This is a genomic window from Nonomuraea sp. NPDC050328, from assembly GCF_044459405.1.
Classification (GTDB): Bacteria; Actinomycetota; Actinomycetes; order Streptosporangiales; family Streptosporangiaceae; genus Nonomuraea.
In genome coordinates, this window is record NZ_JBITIW010000001.1 from 645,563 (window position 1) to 659,223 (window position 13,661).

Here is a 13,661-nt window from a genome sequence, read left to right on the forward strand (position 1 = left end):
GTCGGCATGCGTATCGTCTCCCTCGCCGGCGGCATCGGCGGCGCCCGTTTCCTGCGCGGTCTCAAGGCCGCCGCGCCCGACGCCGAGATCACCGTGATCGGTAACACCGGCGACGACATCACCCTGTTCGGCCTGCGGGTCTGCCCCGACCTCGACACCGTCATGTACACCCTCGGCGGCGGCATCAACGAGGAGCAGGGCTGGGGCCGCGAGAAGGAGACGCACGTCGTCAAGGAGGAACTGGCCGCGTACGGCGTCGAGCCGCAGTGGTTCGGGCTCGGCGACCGCGACTTCGCCACCCACATCGTGCGTTCGCAGATGCTGGAGGCCGGTTACCCGCTCTCGCAGATCACCGAGGCGCTCTGCGCCCGCTGGCAGCCCGGCGTGCGGCTGATCCCGATGAGCGACGATCGCTGCGAGACCCACGTCGTGCTCACCGACGAGCGGGGCCGCCGGGCCGTGCACTTCCAGGAGTGGTGGGTACGGCTGCGCGCCTCGGTGCCCGCCGAGTCGATCGGCCTGGTCGGGGCCGACTCCGCCAAGCCCGCGCCCGGCGTCCTGGAGGCCGTCGCCGAGGCCGACGTCGTGATCCTGCCGCCGTCCAACCCGGTGGTGAGCATCGGCACCATCCTCCAGGTGCCCGGCATCCGGGCCGCGGTCGAGGCGAAGAAGGTCGTCGGCGTCTCCCCCATCATCGGCGGGGCGCCGGTGCGCGGCATGGCCGACGCCTGCCTGAGCGCGATCGGCGTCGAGACCAGCGCGCAGGCCGTGCTGGAGCTGTACGGCAGGCCGCTGATCGACGGCTGGCTGGTCGCCGAGCAGGACGCCGGCGTGGCGCTCGACGGGGTGCGGGTCGAGGCCCGGCCGCTGCTGATGTCCGACCCCGACGCCACCCGCGCGCTCGCCCAGGCCACGCTCGACCTGGCCGCGGCGCTGTGATCACGATCGTGCCGGTCACCGGGCTGGGCGAGGTCCGCCCCGGTGACGACCTCGCGGCCCTGCTGGCCGGGGCGGACGTGCGCGACGGGGACATCGTGGTGATCACCTCGAAGATCGTCAGCAAGGCCGAGGGCCGGATCCGGCACGCCCCCGACCGGGCGGCGGCCATCGCCGAGGAGACCGAGCGCGTGGTCGCCCGGCGCGGCGACACCGTCATCGCGCAGACGCGCCACGGCTTCGTCATGGCCGCGGCCGGCGTGGACGCCTCGAACACCGAGCCCGGCACCGTGCTGCTGCTGCCGGAGGACGCGGACGAGTCGGCCCGGCGGATCCGCAAGTCGCTGGGCAAGGCCGCCGGGGTGGTCATCACCGACACCTTCGGGCGGCCGTGGCGGCACGGGCTCACCGACGTCGCCATCGGAGCGGCCGGCGTGCAGGTCCTTGAGGACTTCCGTGGCGGGGTGGACACGCACGGCAACCCGCTGGTGGCGACCGTCACCGCGCTGGCCGACGAGATCGCCGCCGCGGCCGAGCTGGTCAAGGGCAAGCTCACCGGGGTGCCGGTCGCGCTGGTGCGCGGGCTGGCGCACCTGGTCACCGCCGAGGACGGGCCCGGCGTCCGGCCGCTGGTCCGGCCCGCCGACGAGGACCTCTTCCGGTACGGCTCGCGCGACGTCGTGCACGCCCGGCGCACCGCCACGGCCTTCGCCGACCGGCCGGTCAGCCCAGGGATCGTCCGGCAGGCCGTCTCCGCCGCCCTCACCGCCCCCGCTGTCAAGGCCGGGAACGAGGGGACGACCGCCGAGACCGCTGGGAACCCCGGGAACGGCGTGCCGTGGCGCTTCGTGCTGGTCGAGTCGGCCGAGGCCGGCGAGCGGTTGCGCGCGGCGGCCCCGGAGGTGCCCGCGAGCGCGCCCGGGCTGCTGGTGCCGTGCCTGGCGGGCGCCGAGCCCGACCGGCCGAACCTGCTGGCGCTGGGCGCGAGCGTGGAGAACCTGCTGGTCCAGCTCGCCGTGGAGGGAGTGGCCGCCGCCTGGGTGTTCCCGGAGGAGGTCGCCCTCGACCTGCCGCGCGGGTGGACCCCGGCCGGGGTGGTGGCCTACGGCTACCCGGCCACCCCGCAGCCCGAGCGACTCCCGCCGGACCCCGCCGGCTTCATCGAGGTCCGCTGACCCCGTCAGCGGACGGTCCGCTGATCCCCCTCAGCGGGGCTGGGTGGCTCCGCAGACGGGGTGGCAGAGGCGGCGGGCCAGGGCGGCCAGGAAGACGTCGATGATCTCCCCCGGCTCCTTGGCCACGTGCAGGGAGCCGTTGGTGGCCGCCGCGATCTCGCCCAGCCCAACCCGGTCCGCCCCGCTCCCGAAGGCGATGATCACGATCTGCACGGGCCGCTCGGGGTCCCACTCCCGGCGCAGCCGCTCCAGCAGCGCGGCCCTGGACAGCCCGCCGTCGTCCCGGCCCGACGTGATCACCAGGAGCGTGTTGTTCATCGTCTCGGCGTACCGCGAGGTCATCTCGCGAAAGCCCGCGTCGATGGCCTGGTGCAGCGCGCTGCCCTGCTTGGGGTGGGCGCGCAGCTCGCCGGTGAGCGTGGTGAGCCGCCCCCGGCGGACCAGCTCGCCGGCCTCCGGTTCGGCCACCGGCCCGAGGGAGACCCGCTTGCGGTGGGTCTCGGCGAACTCCCACAACCCCATCCGCGTCGAGTCCGGGAAGAGCTGCAGCCCGAGCCGGGCGGCGTCCATGGCCACCTCCAGGCGGGTCCGGCCGGCCAGCGGCTCGGCCATGTGCTTGGAGGTCTCGGCCAGCACCAGGATGTTGGTCGGCGGCGCGAGCCGGCTCCACGCCTGGAGCGCCTCGTCGATGTCGCCGGGCGAGACGGTGGGCCGCAGCCGGGGCGTGGGCGCGCCGGGTGCGCCGCCCGCGCCGCTGCCGTCGGCGGCGCGGAAGCCGGCCCGGCGGATGACCTCCTGCCCGCCCGCGCCGCGCAGCCACCGCCCGAACAGCGCCGCGCCCTCGGCCAGCCGGGGATCGGTCGCGGTGACCTGGTAGGGGTAGTCCAGGTTGATCGTGCCCTCGCGCGGGTGCAGGGCGACGATCGGGTCGGCGCCGAGCGCGGTGTGCGCGAGCACCGACTGCTCGGGCACGATCACCACCGGCCGCTGCCAGAAGGAGCGATCCTCGGCGGCGGCCAGCAGCGTGCGGTAGTCGGGCGCCGAGCCGGCCTGGGCCCAGCGCACGAAGGCGGTCAGCGCCTTGTCCGCGTCCGGTCCCGAGCCGACCACGTCGCGGGCGGCGGCCACGGTGGCGATCCCCGCTCCGGCCAGCGACGGGTCGGGCACGCGCACGATGTCCGGCTCGTTGTCGGTCGGCCGCAGCCGTCCGCGCGCGGCGGCCGGGAAGACGAGCTGCCAGTTCATCTCGGTACGGCTGACCGCGAAGCGCTGGGCGAGCGAGGAGCGGGTGGCGAACACCAGGGGCGAGGTCGCCACCACGGTCTCGGGCCCGGTCAGCCGGCCGTTCTCGCGCGCCAGCCGTACCCACGCCGAGGAGTCGGAGATCCAGGCGTCGGGCCGCTCGCTCAGCACCCCGGCCCGCTCGCCGAGCAGGGTGCGCAGCACGGTCGCCGGGGCCTGCTCGCTGACCTGGACCAGCACGCACCAGCCGTCCACGGCGGCCTTGGTCTCGTTGAAGCGCCCGGCCGCCTCCATGGCCGCGGGAGCGATGTCGCCCGCCGCGGCCACGCTGACCAGAACCGGCTCTCGCGCGGCGCATCCGCCACCGCCGCCGGCGCGGATCGCCACGACGCCCACGGCGATCAGCGCGAGGGCGCCGAGCGCCGCCGCGAGACCCCGCCACAGCGCCCTGCGCCGCCGGGTCATCAGCAAAGACCGGTGCTGACCCTGCCGCACGAAACCCGTACCTCCTGCCGCCCGCCGGTCCACCGAGCGCATGACCGGCGGTCAACGGAGCATAGGAGAACTTGTTACAGCGGCACCACCCGGAGAACCGACTTGCATACCCCGTCGCTGGCTGCCGAGGCGGCCAGGCGCTCGGCGTCCGGCTCGCCGTACTCGGTGGTCCGCTGGCGGACGGGACGGCCGGAGACGGCGGCCATCGCGCGCAGCTCGCTGATGGTCTTGTAGGAGCCGTTCTCCGAGCCGGCCATCCGGCTGATGGTCTCCTCCATCAGGGTGCCGCCCAGGTCGTTGACGCCGCCGCGCAGCACGTCGAGGCAGCCGTCGTCCTTGAGCTTGACCCACGAGCACTGGATGTTGGAGATCGCGCCGTGCAGCAGGATGCGGGCCAGCGCGTGCACCGCGCGGTTCTCCCGGGCGGTGGGGCCGGGGCGGGCGACGCCGGCCAGGTAGATCGGCGCGCTGTGGTGCACGAACGGCAGCAGCACGAACTCGGAGAAGCCGCCGGTCTCCTCCTGGAGGCGGCGGATCAGCTTGATGTGCTTGACCCAGTGCAGGTGCGTGTCGACGTGGCCGTACATCATCGTCGAGGTGGTCGGCAGGCCGACCTTGTGCGCGGTGGTGATCACGTCGATCCACTCGCGGGTGGGCAGCTTGCCCTTGGTCAGCACCCAGCGCACGTCGTCGTCGAGGATCTCGGCCGCGGTGCCCGGCAGCGAGTCGACGCCGGCCTCGCGGGCGGCGTGCAGCCAGTCCTCGATGGACAGGTTCGTCCGGCTGGCGCCGTTGATGACCTCCATCGGGGAGAAGGCGTGGACGTGCATGCGCGGCGTGCGGACCTTCACCGCGCGGGCGATGTCGAAGTAGGCCGTGCCGGGCAGGTCCGGGTGGATGCCGCCCTGCATGCACACCTCGGTGGCCCCGGCGTCCCAGGCCTCCTGGGCGCGCTGCGCGACCTGGTCGAGGCTGAGGGTGTAGGCGTCGGCGTCGGTGCGGCGCTGGGCGAAGGCGCAGAAGCGGCAGCCGGTGTAGCAGACGTTGGTGAAGTTGATGTTCCGGTTGACCACGTAGGTGATGTCGTCGCCCGCGGCCTGCCTGCGCAGCTCGTCGGCGAGCGCGGCCAGGGCCTCCAGTTCCTCGCCGTCCGCGCTGAGCAACGCGACGGCCTCCTCGTCCGACAGCCCGGCGGGGTCGGCCTCGGCCCTGCGCAGCGCCTGCCTGATCAGCGACCGCTCGGGGCCGCCGCCCGCGGACGCGCCCGGGTCCAGGCGTTCCTTGAGCGCGTCCCAGTCGCCGTAGACGGAGTCGAAGTCGTCGCGCCGGTCGCCGGTGCGGCCCTCGGTGTCGACCGCCACGTGCAGGTCGGTACGGCCGGCCGCGACGAACCCGCCGTCGGGTTCCTGCCAGGGCAGCCCGGCCGGCATCGCGCCCTCGCGGGCCAGGCCGGTGTCCGGGTCGGCCAGGGCGGCGACGTGCGCGGAGACCCGCGGGTCGAGCCACGGCTCCCCGGCCAGCACGTACTCGGGGTAGATCGTCAGCCGTTCCTTCAGCGTGAAGCCCGAGGCCGCGGTCCGCTCGGCGAGATCGTCGATGTTCGGCCAGGGCCGCTCGGGGTTGACGTGGTCGGGGGTGAGCGGCGAGACGCCGCCCCAGTCGTCGATGCCGGCGCGGATCATCAGCCCGTACTCGGCGTCGACCAGGTTCGGGGGCGCCTGCACCCGCACCCGCGGGCCGAGCACTAGCCGGGTGACCGCGATGGTCGCGGCGAGCTCGTGCAGGTCGGCGTCGGGCATGCCGCGCATCGCGGTGTCCGGCTTGGCGCGGAAGTTCTGCACGATCACTTCCTGGATGCCGCCGTACTCGCGGGCCACCTTCCGGATCGCGAAGATCGACTCGGCGCGGTCCTCGATCGTCTCGCCGATGCCGATGAGGATGCCCGTGGTGAACGGCACGTTGATCCGCCCGGCGTCCTCCAGCACGCGCAGCCGTACCGCCGGGTCCTTGTCCGGCGAGCCGTAGTGCGCCGCGCCCTTCTCCGTGAACAGCCGCTCCGACGTGGTCTCCAGCATCATGCCCATGGACGGCGAGACCGGCTTGAGCCGCTGCAGGTCGCGCCAGGACATGACGCCGGGGTTGAGGTGCGGCAGCAGGCCGGTCTCCTCCAGCACCCGGATCGCCATCGCGCGCACGTAGGAGAGCGTGTCGTCGTAGCCGTGCGCGTCGAGCCACTCGCGGGCCGGCTTCCAGCGCTCCTCGGGCCGGTCGCCCAGCGTGAACAGCGCCTCCTTGCAGCCCATCGCCGCTCCGGCGCGGGCGATCTCCAGCACCTCGTCCGGGCTGAGGAAGGGGCTGTCCAGCTTGTGCGGCGCGGTGGCGAAGGTGCAGTACCCGCAGCGGTCGCGGCACAGCCGGGTGAGCGGGATGAACACCTTGCGGCTGTAGGTGATGACGCCGGGGCGTCCGGCGGCGCCCAGCCCCGCGTCCCGGACCCGTCCGGCGTGCTCCAGCAGGGCGTCGAGGTGTTCGCCGCGCGCGTGCAGCAACACGGTGGCCTCGGTGAGGTCGAGGGCCTTCCCGTCGCGGGCGCGGGCGAGGGCTCGGCGGAGGGCGGAATCGCTGACCACAGTCATACGCGGCACCTTACGTCCCTCTAGGTTCGGCGAGCGCACCCAGGTCCGTCAGAAGGAACGATAGTCGCGCGCCGCCAGCCTCGGCCCGCGCGCCGGCGGGCGCAGCCCGGTCAGGCCGACGAGCATCGTCGCCCGGTGCCGGTGCCCCGCGTACGGCTCCAGCAGCCGCAGCATCCCCTCGTCGTCGGTCTTCTCCCCGGTCAGCGCGTAGCCCACGATCTTGGCCAGGTGGAAGTCGCCCACGCTCACCGCGTCGGGGTCGCCGAAGGCGCGCTGGCGCACCTCGGCCGAGGTCCAGACGCCGATGCCGGGCAGAGCGCGCAGCAGCCGGTCGGCCTCGGCGCTGGTGGCGGCGGTCTCCAGCTTGTCGGCGTGCCAGGCGGCGGTGGCGATGGTGCGGGCGCGCACCGCCTCGGCGCCGGCGCGGTGCCAGTCCCAGGCCGGGATCTGCCGCCAGACCTCGGGTTCGGGGACCACCCGCAGGCCCTCGGGGGCGGGGCCGGGGGCGGGCGTGCCGTACCGGTGGAGCAGCCAGCGCCAGGCGCGCCATGCCTCCTGGCCGACCACCTTCTGCTCCAGGATCGCCGGGACGAGGGCCTCCATCACCCGGCCGCTGCGACCGATGCGGATCCGGCCCGGATGGCGCCGGGCGGCCTCGCCCAGCACGCGGTGGTGCGCCACGAACCCGGACACGTCGTCGCCGGCGGCCAGCAGCGCGGGCATCGTCTCCAGCAGCCACCGCGCGCCCGGCCCCCACGCCTGGCCCAGCACCGCGCCCTCGCGCACGCCGATGCGCAACGTGCCGGGGCCGTCGGGGGTGCGGCAGGCGCGCCAGATCGTGCCGTCCGGCGTCCGGCGCCACGTCGGGTCGCCGCCGCCGTGCTGATGCGGCCCCAGCACCTGGCCCACGTCGAGCGGGCCTTCCGGGACCCAGGCACGTTCCTCCACTCTGTCACGGTAGCCGCACTCCGGTGGTGGGTGACGAGCCCGTCACCAAGCCTCACCCGGCCGTCACCGCACCGGCCCCTTGCCCGGCCTACGGTCGGGGCGTTGGCTCCCCGTCAAGGAGGTTGACCATGCACACACCAGGCAGGCTGCTGCTGGCGGGCGCGCTCGCCCTGGCCGCCGCCGCGTGCACGCGCCAGGCCCCGGCCGGTACGGCTGCCGCCGACACGGGCGAGGTCACGGTGGCGTGCGGCGCGACCGAGGAGTGGTGCGCGGCGCACACGGCGGCCTTCACCGCGGCCACCGGGGTGAAGGCGGAGTTCGTCCGCTTGTCCAGCGGCGACGCGCTGACCCGCATCCAGGCGGGCCGGGCCGACCCGGAGTTCGACGTCTGGCACGGCGGCCCGGCCGACGGGTACGCGGCGGCGGCCGGGCAGGGGCTGCTGGAGCCGTACGTCTCGCCGGGAGCCGCGTCCATCCCGGCCCGCTACAAGGACCCGTCCGGCGCCTGGACCGGGGTGTACGTGGGGGTGCTCGGCTTCTGCGCCAACACCGAGGTGCTGGCCGAGAAGGGCGTGGCCAGCCCCACGTCATGGCAGGCGCTGCTCGACCCGGCCCTGTCGCGGAACATCGGCATCGCCCACCCGCTGACCTCGGGGACGGCCTTCACCGCCCTGTGGACGCAGGTCGTGCTCAACGGCGGCGACACCCGGGCGGCGCTGCGCTACATGCGGAAACTGCACCCCAACGTCCTGCAGTACAGCAAGTCGGGCGCGGCCCCGGCACAGCAGGTGGCGCGCGGCGAGGTCGGCGTCGGGGTGGTCTTCTCCCACGACTGCGTGGCCACCCGCGAGCAGGGCTTCCCGCACCTGGAGTCCACCTTCCCCGTCGAGGGCACCGGCTACGAGGTCGGCGGCGTCGCCCTGGTCAAGGGCGCTCACAACCCGGTCAGCGCGCGGGCCTACGTCGACTGGGCGCTCACCCCCGCCGCCCAGGAGATCGGCCCGTCGGTCAGGTCCTACCAGGTGCCGACCAACCCGCGGGCGAAGATCTCCGGCCACACCGTGGACCTGAAGACGGTCCGGCTCGTCGACTACGACATCGCCGGCGCGGGCACCGCCAAGCCGGCGCTGACCCGCGAGTTCGACGCCACCGTCGCCCAGGCGCCCAGGTGAGGGCCCGGCGGGGCGCGATGCGCCGGCCCGGCTCGGTACGGCTCGCGATCGGGGCCTGCGCCGCGCTCGTCCTGGCCGGCAGCGTGGTGCCCATCGGCTCCGTGCTGGCCTCCGCCCTCTCCCCCGAGGCGTGGCCCCGCTACGCCCGCTTCTTCACCTCGGCCGTGGACCTGCGCATCCTGTGGCACACCCTGGAGCTCGGCCTGCTGGTCGGGCTGGCCGGGACCGCGATCGGCTTCCTGTTCGCCTTCGTGCAGGCCCGGCTGGACGTGCCGGGCAAGCGCGTCCTGCACGTGCTGGCGCTGGTCCCGGTGGTCAGCCCGCCCTTCGCGGTGGCCACCGCGACCGTGGTGCTCTTCGGGCGGCGCGGGCTGATCAGCCACGGCCTGTTCGGGCTGGAGTGGGACATCTACGGCCTCGACGGGCTGGTCTTCGTGTTGTCGCTGTCCCTGTTCCCGGTCGCCTACCTCGGGCTGCTGGCGATGTTGCGGGGGCTGGACCCGGCGATGGAGGAGGCGGCGATGACGCTGGGCGCCTCGCGGTGGCGCATCTTCCGCACGGTTCTGGTGCCGCTGCTGGCGCCCGGGCTGGCCGCGCCCTTCCTGCTGCTGTTCGTGGAGGCCATCGCCGACCTGGCCAACCCGCTGGTGCTCGGCGGCGACCACACCGTGCTGGCCAGCCGCGCCTACCTGGCGGTGACCGGCGAGTACGACCTGACCGGCGCCGCCGTCTACAGCCTGATCCTGCTGGTGCCGTCGGTCGCCGTCTTCGTCGCCCAGCGTTACTGGCTGGGGCGCAGGGTCCGGGCCACCATCACCGGCAAGCCGACCGGGAGCGTGCACCTGATCACCCACTGGGTGCGCTGGCCGATCTACGGGCTGGCCGTGCTCATCGCCCTGGTCATCGCGGCCGTCTACGGCACCGTCGTCGCCGGCGGGCTCACCCGGGTCTTCGGCGTGGACAACAGCCTCACCCTCGGCCATCTGCGCGAGGTCGTGCTGGGCGTGGGCCGCGAGGCGCTGGGCGACACCACGCTGCTGGCCGCGCTGGCCGCGCCGGTCGCCGGGGTGGCCGGGCTGGTGATCGCCTGGCTCGTCGTGCGGCACCTGCCGCGCGCGGGCGGCTGGCTGGACTTCGCCGGCACCCTCGGCGTGGCCGTGCCGGGGACCGTGCTGGGCATCGGCTTCCTGCTGGCCTACCGGGGCGACCTGTACCTCGGCGGCGTGCTCGTGGTCCCGGGCCTGGTCGGCGGCAGCGCGATCGCCGGGGGCGCGCTCGCCATCGTGCTGGCCTACGTGGTGCGGTCGGTGCCGGCCGGGCTGCGCACTGCCTCCGGCGCGCTCGCCCAGCTCCATCCGAGCCTGGAGGAGGCCGCCCACGGGCTGGGCGCGGGGCCGGGCCGTACCTTCCGGACGGTCACCCTGCCGCTGATCCGCCCGGCCCTGCTCACCGGGATCAGCTACAGCTTCGCCCGGTGCATGACCTCCGTGTCCACCATCGTCTTCCTGGTCACGCCGGGGACGCAGATCATCACCTCGCAGATCCTGTCGGCCGCCGGCACCGGCCGGTTCGGGGTCGCCTTCGCCTACTGCACCGTGCTGACCGCGCTCGTGCTGGCCGGGTTCGGGGTCATCCGCCTGCTGGTGGGCCGGGCTCCCACCCTTCACCGCGTCGCAGAAAGGCAACCATGACCGACGGGCACCTCACGCTCCAGCACCTCACCAAGAGCTTCCGCGTGCGCGGCGCCGGCCCGGTCCTGGCCGTCGATTCGGTCTGCCTCGACGTCGCGCCGGGCGAGTTCATCACCCTGCTCGGCCCCTCCGGCTGCGGCAAGACGACCACTCTGCGCATCGTCGCCGGGCTGGAGTCGGCCACCAGCGGCTCGGTCCTGCTCGACGGCAGGGCCATCGACGCGCTGCCGCCGCAACGCCGCTCCATGGCCATGGTCTTCCAGAACTACGCCCTCTTCCCGCACCTCACCGTCGCCGAGAACATCGCGTACGGCCTGCACGTCCAGCGCCGCCCCCGGGACGAGATCGAGTCGGCCGTCGCCGTCGCGCTCACCGGCATGAACCTGGTCGGCCTCGACCGGCGCAGCCCGCACGAGCTGTCCGGCGGCCAGCAGCAGCGGGTGGCGCTCGCCCGCGCCCTGGTCGTGCAGCCCAAGGTGCTGCTCTTCGACGAGCCGCTGTCCAACCTGGACGCCAAGCTGCGCGAGGCGATGCGCGCGGAGATCCGGCGTATCCAGCGCCTGCTCGGCATCACCAGCCTCTACGTCACGCACGACCAGGAGGAGGCGATGACCATGGCCGACCGCGTGGTGGTCATGAACCGGGGCCGGATCGAACAGGTGGCCGCCCCCTCCGACATCTACTTCCGGCCGGCCAGCGTCTTCGTCGCCGACTTCATCGGCCGGGCCAACTTCGTGGAGGTCGTGCCGGAACGGGCCGGCGAGGGGAAGGCGGTGGTGACCGCGCTCGGCCGGACGATGGCCGTCGAGGCCCACCCCGCCGTGCGGGCGGGCGCCCCGGCCTACCTCATGATGCGGCCCGAGACGCTGGCGCTGGCCCCGGCGGCCGAGGACGGCACGGGGGCGGTGTTGCGCACCACCTTCCACGGGCCCAGCGTGGACTACGAGGTGGAGACCGGCGCAGGCACGCTGGCCGTGACCGTGCCGGGCCCCGACCCGCGGCACGTGCTGGCCGAGGGCACGAACGTCACCGTCACCGCCGACCCGGCACGCGCGTATCTCCTGCAGAAGGAGTGAGTGCCTGCAGAGGGGATCAGACGTCGCTGGAGTGCCGGATCGCGCACTCGCCGAGCTCGATCTCGGGCCAGACCCGGGCCCCGGCCTGCAGCTCGTTGCCCGGCCCGACCACCGCCCGGTCGCCGATCACCGCGTCGCGGACCACCGCGCCCGCGCCGATCTCGGCCCCCACGCCGACCACCGAGTCGACCACGACCGCGTCGCGCCCGATCGTGCTGCCGTCGAAGAGCACGCTGCCGGTCACCGAGGCGCCCGGCGCGACCACGGATCCCTTGCCCACGGTGGTGCCCCCGCCGACCTTGGCCTCCGGCGAGATGACCGCCCCGTCGAGCGCCAGGAAGTCACCGGCCGGCACCGCCGAGGCCAGCCGGCCCAGCACGAGGTCGCGCGAGCCCTGCACGAAGGCGGCCGGCGTGCCGACGTCGAGCCAGTAGGTGCGGTCGGCGTAGCCCAGGACCAGTTCGCCCGCCTCGATGAGGCCGGGGAAGGTCTCCCGCTCGACCGAGACGACCTCGCCCTCCGGGATCGTGTCGATCACCGAGCGGGTGAAGACGTAGCAGCCGGCGTTGATCCGGTTGGTCACCGGGTTGGGGGTCTTCTCCAGGAAGGCGGTGACCCGCCCCGAGTCGTCGGTGGGCACGCAGCCGAACCGGCTGGGGTCCTCCACCTCGGTCAGGTGCAGCGTCACGGCCGCCCGCCGGGCGACGTGCTCCCGGATCTGGGCGCCGATGTCGTGACCGGACAGGATGTCGCCGTTGAGCACGAGCACCGGCGCGTCCGGGCCGGCGGCGAGCGCCTGGGCGGCGTTGCGGATGGCCCCGCCGGTGCCCAGCGGCGTCTCCTCGGTCATGTAGACGAGCTCCAGGCCGAAGTCGGAGCCGTCGCCGAAGGCGGGCTCGAACATGGAGGCCTTGTAGGACGTCGCGAAGACGATCCGGCGCACCCCGAAGGAGCGGGCGCGGGCGAGCTGGTGCGCGAGGAAGGGCACGCCGGCCGTGGGCAACAGCGGCTTGGGGGTGCCGAGGGTCAGCGGGCGCAACCTCGTGCCCTGGCCACCGACCAGTAGGATCGCCTCAAGATCCGGCAATGAACTCTCCACCCAGGCGAGTCTATTCGACGGCGCGTAGATAAGCGCTGAGATGCGCTTCGGCCGATGCGTCCCAGGTGAATTCGCGGGCTCGGGCCAGCCCGGCGGCGCTGAGCTGCTCGCGGCGCTCGGGTGCGTCGAGCAACTGGCGCAACGCGACCGCGATGCTGGCGGCGTCGGGCTCGGTGTAGGCGACCGCGTCACCGCCGACCTCGGGCAGCGAGGTGCGATGGGTGGTCAGCACCGGAGCGCCGCAGGCCATGGCCTCCAGCACCGGCAGCCCGAAACCCTCGCCCACCGACGGGAAGGCGACCACCTGCGCGCCGCCGAGGAAGCCGCTGATCTCCCCGTTGGACAGGTAGCCGGGCCGGACCACCTTGACGACCGCCTCGGTCTCGCGGCAGGCGGCGTCGACGTCCTCGGTGTGCATGCCGCCGCCGATCACCAGCGCGGGCGGCTCGGCCATGCCCTCGACCGCCATCGCGAAGCCGCGGATCAGGTTGGGCACGTTCTTGCGCGGGTCGAGCGCCCCCAGGAAGGCCACGTACGGCCGGCCGTGCAGCCCGCACCGGTTGGCCGCCCGCCGGGTCTGCTCCGCCGTCGGCGGGTGGAAGACCGCCTGGTCGACGCCGTGATAGGCGACGTCGATCCGGGTCGGGTCGGCCGCCAGCACCCGGATCAGCTCGTCCCTGGTGGCCTTGGAGGGCACGATCACCCGGGTCGCGTGCCGGGCGGCGGTGCGGGTGGCCGAGCGGATGAAGGAGGCCCGGTCGGGGTCGTGCCGGCCGGGATCGGTGAACCAGGTGACGTCGTGCACGGTCACCACGGTCGGCAGCCCGGAGCGCAGCGGCATGGAGTAGTACGGGGCGTGGATCACCTGCGCGCCGGCCTGGAGCGCCAGCACCGGCAGGCTGGCCTGCTCCCAGGCGAGCCGGGTGGACCGGTTGGTGATCGACGGCGGGCCGGGAATGATCCGCGCCGAGGGCGCCAGCCTGGCGTAGCGGTCGGCGTCCGCCCGCTGGCAGACGACCACCAGGTCGGCCCCGGCGCGGTCGAGCGCTCCGATCAGCCCGTCGACATAGCGGATCAGCGCACCGCGATCGGCGGGGACCGCGGCGGCGTCGATGAGCACCCGAGGCATCACGCAGATCTCTCCCCTCAAGACCGTGCATCCTCTTTACCTTATGCCGGGGACACTCCCCC

At 74.1% G+C, this 13,661-nt stretch carries 10 protein-coding genes; 5 read left to right on the top strand and 5 right to left on the bottom strand.

The genetic code is table 11. From position 1 onward, the window contains the following. The first annotated feature begins 6 nt into the window (after positions 1 to 6). Both cofD and ACIBG7_RS02910 read left to right on the top strand, forming a co-directional pair. Positions 7 to 939 carry a 2-phospho-L-lactate transferase gene (gene cofD, locus ACIBG7_RS02905; RefSeq protein WP_397334971.1) on the top strand — a complete coding sequence of 311 codons (933 nt, stop codon included), beginning with the start codon at positions 7 to 9 and terminating at the stop codon, positions 937 to 939. After that, entirely contained in the window at positions 936 to 2,111 is a 1,176-nt protein-coding gene (locus tag ACIBG7_RS02910) for a coenzyme F420-0:L-glutamate ligase (RefSeq protein WP_397334972.1), read from the top strand. The genes cofD and ACIBG7_RS02910 overlap by 4 nt, the downstream gene beginning before the upstream one ends. Positions 2,112 to 2,141: 30 nt before the next feature. Here ACIBG7_RS02910 and ACIBG7_RS02915 read toward each other — a convergent pair whose 3' ends face one another. From ACIBG7_RS02915 to ACIBG7_RS02925, 3 genes are read right to left on the bottom strand one after another with little or no spacing between them, the layout of a single operon-like run. Further along, a complete protein-coding gene (locus ACIBG7_RS02915; protein WP_357916736.1) occupies positions 2,142 to 3,890 on the bottom strand; it encodes a substrate-binding and VWA domain-containing protein in 1,749 nt (582 codons plus the stop codon). A 32-nt stretch (positions 3,891 to 3,922) separates the two neighbouring features. Beyond that, positions 3,923 to 6,484 (bottom strand): bifunctional FO biosynthesis protein CofGH, encoded by a 2,562-nt coding sequence (locus tag ACIBG7_RS02920; protein ID WP_397334974.1) that lies wholly within the window; start codon positions 6,482 to 6,484, stop codon positions 3,923 to 3,925. A 48-nt stretch (positions 6,485 to 6,532) separates the two neighbouring features. Then, complete coding sequence (locus ACIBG7_RS02925; protein WP_397334975.1) at positions 6,533 to 7,432, bottom strand: DNA-3-methyladenine glycosylase family protein; 900 nt, start codon at positions 7,430 to 7,432, stop codon at positions 6,533 to 6,535. 128 nt (positions 7,433 to 7,560) lie between these two features. On the opposite strand from ACIBG7_RS02925, the gene ACIBG7_RS02930 reads away from it, so the two are divergent. From ACIBG7_RS02930 to ACIBG7_RS02940, 3 genes are read left to right on the top strand one after another with little or no spacing between them, the layout of a single operon-like run. After that, positions 7,561 to 8,604 carry an ABC transporter substrate-binding protein gene (locus ACIBG7_RS02930; RefSeq protein WP_397334976.1) on the top strand — a complete coding sequence of 348 codons (1,044 nt, stop codon included), beginning with the start codon at positions 7,561 to 7,563 and terminating at the stop codon, positions 8,602 to 8,604. Further along, entirely contained in the window at positions 8,601 to 10,295 is a 1,695-nt protein-coding gene (locus ACIBG7_RS02935) for an ABC transporter permease (RefSeq protein WP_397334977.1), read from the top strand. Before ACIBG7_RS02930 ends, ACIBG7_RS02935 begins: the two co-directional genes overlap by 4 nt. Further along, on the top strand, positions 10,292 to 11,371 hold the full coding sequence (locus ACIBG7_RS02940) for an ABC transporter ATP-binding protein (protein WP_357916720.1): 1,080 nt from the start codon (positions 10,292 to 10,294) through the stop codon (positions 11,369 to 11,371). The genes ACIBG7_RS02935 and ACIBG7_RS02940 overlap by 4 nt, the downstream gene beginning before the upstream one ends. 16 nt (positions 11,372 to 11,387) lie before the next feature. On the opposite strand, the gene ACIBG7_RS02945 is transcribed toward ACIBG7_RS02940, so the two are convergent. Together ACIBG7_RS02945 and ACIBG7_RS02950 are read right to left on the bottom strand one after the other, a co-directional pair. Beyond that, on the bottom strand, positions 11,388 to 12,470 hold the full coding sequence (locus tag ACIBG7_RS02945) for an NDP-sugar synthase (protein WP_357916717.1): 1,083 nt from the start codon (positions 12,468 to 12,470) through the stop codon (positions 11,388 to 11,390). 10 nt (positions 12,471 to 12,480) lie between these two features. Then, positions 12,481 to 13,620 (bottom strand): glycosyltransferase family 1 protein, encoded by a 1,140-nt coding sequence (locus ACIBG7_RS02950; protein ID WP_357916714.1) that lies wholly within the window; start codon positions 13,618 to 13,620, stop codon positions 12,481 to 12,483. Between the last annotated feature and the right edge of the window lie 41 nt (positions 13,621 to 13,661).